This is a genomic window from Tunicatimonas sp. (assembly GCF_049647865.1).
Lineage (GTDB): Bacteria > Bacteroidota > Bacteroidia > Cytophagales > Cyclobacteriaceae > Tunicatimonas.
This window is the reverse complement of record NZ_JBARYM010000548.1, coordinates 1-4,447: the sequence shown is the minus strand read 5'-3', so window position 1 is coordinate 4,447 and position 4,447 is coordinate 1. Positions and strand designations below refer to the sequence as shown.

At 47.8% G+C, this 4,447-nt stretch carries 5 protein-coding genes; 1 reads left to right on the top strand and 4 read right to left on the bottom strand.

Annotated features, from left to right (window positions below; genetic code table 11):
* Nucleotides 1-399 (bottom strand): RNA polymerase sigma factor (locus tag WBA23_RS16235; protein WP_424583336.1); only part of this gene is annotated, 399 nt, incomplete at its 3' end.
* 108 nt (nucleotides 400-507) lie between these two features.
* Here WBA23_RS16235 and WBA23_RS16230 point away from each other — a divergent pair.
* The gene (locus tag WBA23_RS16230) at nucleotides 508-882 is read left to right on the top strand and encodes a hypothetical protein (protein WP_424583335.1); all 375 of its coding nucleotides are present in this window, start codon (nucleotides 508-510) and stop codon (nucleotides 880-882) included.
* A gap of 87 nt (nucleotides 883-969) precedes the next feature.
* Here the strand turns inward: WBA23_RS16230 and WBA23_RS16225 are convergent, their stop codons facing one another.
* The 3 genes from WBA23_RS16225 to WBA23_RS16215 all read right to left on the bottom strand — a co-directional run.
* Nucleotides 970-1,500, bottom strand: coding sequence for a DinB family protein (locus WBA23_RS16225; RefSeq protein WP_424583334.1), 531 nt, complete (start codon nucleotides 1,498-1,500; stop codon nucleotides 970-972).
* 120 nt (nucleotides 1,501-1,620) lie between these two features.
* Nucleotides 1,621-2,601 carry a sugar phosphate isomerase/epimerase family protein gene (locus WBA23_RS16220; RefSeq protein ID WP_424583333.1) on the bottom strand — a complete coding sequence of 327 codons (981 nt, stop codon included), beginning with the start codon at nucleotides 2,599-2,601 and terminating at the stop codon, nucleotides 1,621-1,623.
* Nucleotides 2,602-2,611: 10 nt separating this feature from the next.
* The coding region (locus tag WBA23_RS16215; RefSeq protein ID WP_424583332.1) for a PQQ-binding-like beta-propeller repeat protein at nucleotides 2,612-4,447 on the bottom strand (1,836 nt) is incomplete at its 5' end.

Sequence of the window (4,447 nt, the reverse complement as noted above, 5' to 3'; positions counted from 1 at the left end):
AAGTTGGGCAATTTGTTCGTGCACCAACTGATAGGCAGCTTTCTTTTCCAGCACTTCCAACGCTGAATGTTCCTGACTAGGCACCGAAATAGCGTCTTCTAAGGATGCTGCTTGATGTTTATCTTCTTCTCGAGCGTAGTTCAACGCCGTACGGTACGCAATGGTAGCAATCCAGGTTGATAGCTTCGATTCAAAATTAAAGAGATGAATTTTCTGGAATACCCGCATGAATACTTCCTGACAAATGTCTTCGCAGTCTTCGGGCTGATTTACGATACGGTGCACCATATGAAAAACCAGTCGCTCGTGCAATTGCACCAACTGCCGAAAGGCAACTGCATTACCTCTTTTAACCAGCGAAACCAAGGTAGTATCATCCGTCATTATTCCATTAGACAAGTACTAATACGAAAGGTTGCACAGATATTTTTAAAAGTTACTGCAACCTTCTGGAAAAGCAATTGTCTGATAAGGCAAATAGTAATTCACCATTAATCAAATAGTATTATGTTCTTCAATGAGTTTATTATGGTGCCTATCGTGGTAGGTATCGTATTTTTCAGCGTAGTAAGTGTTTTCAGAATTATTACTGACTATCAGTTGCGCCGCAAGATGATTCAGATGGGCCATGTAGACCGAGAGGCGATAGCCATTTTAGGAAGACAACGGAACAGTCGGATGGAATCGTTGAAGTGGGGCTTAATTATTCTATTCGCCGGAATTGGCTTTATTATCCTTAGTTTTCCCGGTATTGATCTGGAATCTCCCTTGCCCTTCGGCATTATGGCGGTAAGTATCGCTTTTGGCTTCCTAGCCTACTTTGGTATTTCTAAACGAATGGCTGAGGATAAAGAAAAGAGGGGAAAGGAAAGTGTGCTTTAGTGTTATGGCCGCCGTGGAACGGTGCTAAGTGTTATAGTGGCTAAGCAACGATCTTAAACACTATAACACTTTTAACACTAGTTGAAATTAGTTACTCGCTTGCCCTTCGCTCCACGGTGGGGTAATGCCATTCATGCGGGTGTAACCGATCAACTGACCCAAGTGCTCATTCGCATGGGAAAGTAGTATTAGCGCAGTTGACATCCCGGTATATTCTCCGGGAAAAGGGAATTCTACTTTCTCCGATAATGAGGCCTCATCAACATTTTTAAGAGTTTCATTTACCAGATCGAACGACTGCTGCAAGGCAGCGGCATAATCTTCTTTGGTAGAAAGATCGTCCTTTAGGGTTTCCATATTCACTCCTTCGGGTAGTTCAGCTCCCATTTTGGTAGCGAAGAAGTAATTAGCCGAAACAACGTGCTGAAGTACTCCCGAAAATGAGCGAACTCCTTCCTCCGGACTCCAATCGTACTTGTCTTCAGGCACGGCTTCGGCCAACTGCATAATCTTGCCGGAAGCAGCCGTCAGGAAATTAGCGGTTTCATTCTGAAACTGGCCCTGCCCAAAGGCACTGATTGAAAATAGAAAAGCAGTAGCGAAAAATAAATTTTTCATGATAGAAGGGGGTTAGGTGATTAACAATGTGCAGTATAGAACACGCTTCTCTGTTTAGAAGGTTACGCTTTCGCGGCTCAGTGCTAATTGCTCATTGTTAACTGCTAATTACTAACTGTTTTAGAGTTTTGCTTCAGAAAGGTATCCTTTCAGAGCATCTACATCCTTTTTCATCACTGAAACAGTTTGTTTCACTTTTTCTGATTCCGAAAGTGAATCGTCTTTTTCGGGCATATCGTACTCAAAATGCACTGAAATCGGTACTCGGATATTCATTTCCTTTACCTTCTGAAAAAATGCGGGGAAATCAACCATCCCTTCGCCCAGCGGCGTATTGTACACTTTCCACTGACCATTCACCTTTTCCCACCGAAAGTCTTTAATTACCAGCGTATTAATCTGCGGATGAATATACTGCAAGCCGAGTGGCCAAGATAATCCTCCTTCCACCGTGGCGTGGCGAATGTCGTATTGACTACCCAGATTAGGATGGTTTATCTCGCGCAGCAGATACGCAATATCCCAAATAGGAGCACCCATATACTGAGGCCCCGCGTGGTTTTGGTAACCGCCGTATACGCCGTACTGCTCATTTAATCGGGCCAACGCAGTGAGTTTCTTCTGAAAGCCGGGCATGAGCTGTACAATGTCATCACCTTTATCGTACTTCAGCCAATTGGTACGGTAGTAACGAATGCCTTGTTCGCCCGCCGTTTTAAGCAGCTTTTCATTAGTAGCATCGTCAGCATCAATAATGGCAGTGGTCATGATCTTGGCTTCTAACCCTGCTTTTTTAATGGCCGCTACGGCTTTTGGCAGATCGGTTTCTACGTTTTCGGGTAGCACATGACCCCGGGGCCGAACTGCTAAATCAACTCCATCGAAGCCAATCTCCGCCGCTACTTCGGCCGTATGCTGATAGTCCAGAAACTGTAGATGCTTGGAAAAGACGTGAATGCTCAATTTTTCTTCTCGAGGTTGATGATACGTCTTGGAAGTTGCTGCCGCACTGGCCGGATTCATTAGTCCGCTACCGACCGCTCCTCCGGCCAAAGCTAGTGAGCCCAAAAAGTTGCGACGAGTGTACTCTAATTTATTCATAGTATTAGGTTTAGTTATCTGGTAATGTATAAGCTACGTAGCTATCATCCGCGGGGGTTCCGCACTTCCCGCCGCCTCCGGCCGCAATTACGATATACTGCTTTCCGTCAATAGCGTAAATACTGGGTGTGGCGTATCCTCCCGCCGGAAGTTGCACCTCCCAGAGAATTTCGCCAGTCTGTTTATTAAACGCCCGAAACTTTTCGTCCATAGTAGCTCCTACAAACACCAACCCTCCGGCCGTGGCTACGCAGCCGCCCAGGTTTTGCGTTCCGGTCGGCGGGATACCCTGCGCAGTAAGTTCGGCAAACTCGCCCAGTGGAACCTGCCACAGCAATTCGCCCCGATTGAGATCAATGGCATTTAATGTGCCCCAGGGTGGAGCAATAGCTGGATACTTATCTTTGTCCTCAAACCGATTCCAGCCGGTATGAATATACTGCACCGAGCCGGAAATTGCGGCTGTTTCTTGAGTATTGTCAGGATCATACCCCCAGACATAATCCAGAATTGCTTCAAGTTCGGCTTTTGGCAAGTGAGCAAACGAGGGCATCTGCCCCTTTCCCTGGGCTACCAGGGTTTGAGCTTGTTTCATTTCTAAGCGGTCGGATGCTTCGATGAGAGCCGGAATCGCCGGAAGTTGCCCCGCTAAATTGATACCGTGACAAGTAGCGCAGTTTAATTGATAGCCTGTCTGGCCATTGAGTTGGTTAGAAGCTAGTTGAATTTGGGTGTCTTCGGTAACGGCTACTGGGCTTTCTATTGGCTTCAGGGTAATTACATTGGGTAGTTCATTCGCATTCACGTACAAAACACCCGTTTCAGCATCGTAGGAAGCCCCGCTCCACTCGGCTCCGCCCCGGGTACCCGGAATTTGCAGTGAACCTCGGGTAGTAGGTGGAGTAAATAGCCCTTCATTCCGCAGTCCAGCAAGCCACTCCCGCGCGGCTTGGTTCGCTTCTTCGGAAATCGGAGTTAGTTCTTCGGCGGTAATTGACTGGCGAACGAAGGGCGGTGGTTTGGTAGGAATGGGCTGGGTGGGCCACGCAACTTCCCCTACTAAATCGCTACCCGGCACAGAACGTTCTTCTACCGGAAACAGCGGTTCGCCCGTTTCACGATCCAACAAATACACAAAGCCAGTTTTGGTCACTTGGGCTACTGCTTCCACGGGTTTACCGCCGTGCTTTACAGTTACTAAATTAGGCGAGGTCGGATGATCGTAATCCCACAGATCGTGGTGAACGGTTTGGTAGTGCCAGATACGTTCGCCGGTTTGAGCATTAAGCGCTAGCACGCAATTCGCAAACAAATTCTGCCCGGTTCGCTGTCCGCCGTAATAGTCAAATGCCCCGGAACCCGTGGCGGCAAACACCCAGCCGCGCTCTTCATCCAGACTTAAACCACCCCAGGAATTGGCTCCGCCTACGGTTTCCCAATCGTCTTCCTGCCAGGAATCGTGACCAAATTCATTCGGGTTAGGAATAGTGTGGAACGTCCAGGCCAGCTTTCCGCTACGAATGTCATACGCCCGAATATGCCCCGGAGCAGCTTCATAGCCTTCGCCTAGCGCTGAACCGATGATTAATAAATTTTGATAAATTATGCCGGGGGAAGTCATCCAGACACTCAGGTTCTCGGGGTCACGTCCCAAGTTTTCGCGCAGGTCAATTTTTCCGTTCTGACCGAAGCTCTCAATTAGTTGTCCGTTCTCAGCGTTTAGCGCGTACAGGTTTGGCCCCGCCGATGTGATGATTCTTTTGTCTTCCCCCTGTTCCCAGTAGGTGACTCCCCGATTCACTCCAGTTGACTTCCACTGTTCAGCCGGATTAAATGTCCATTGTTC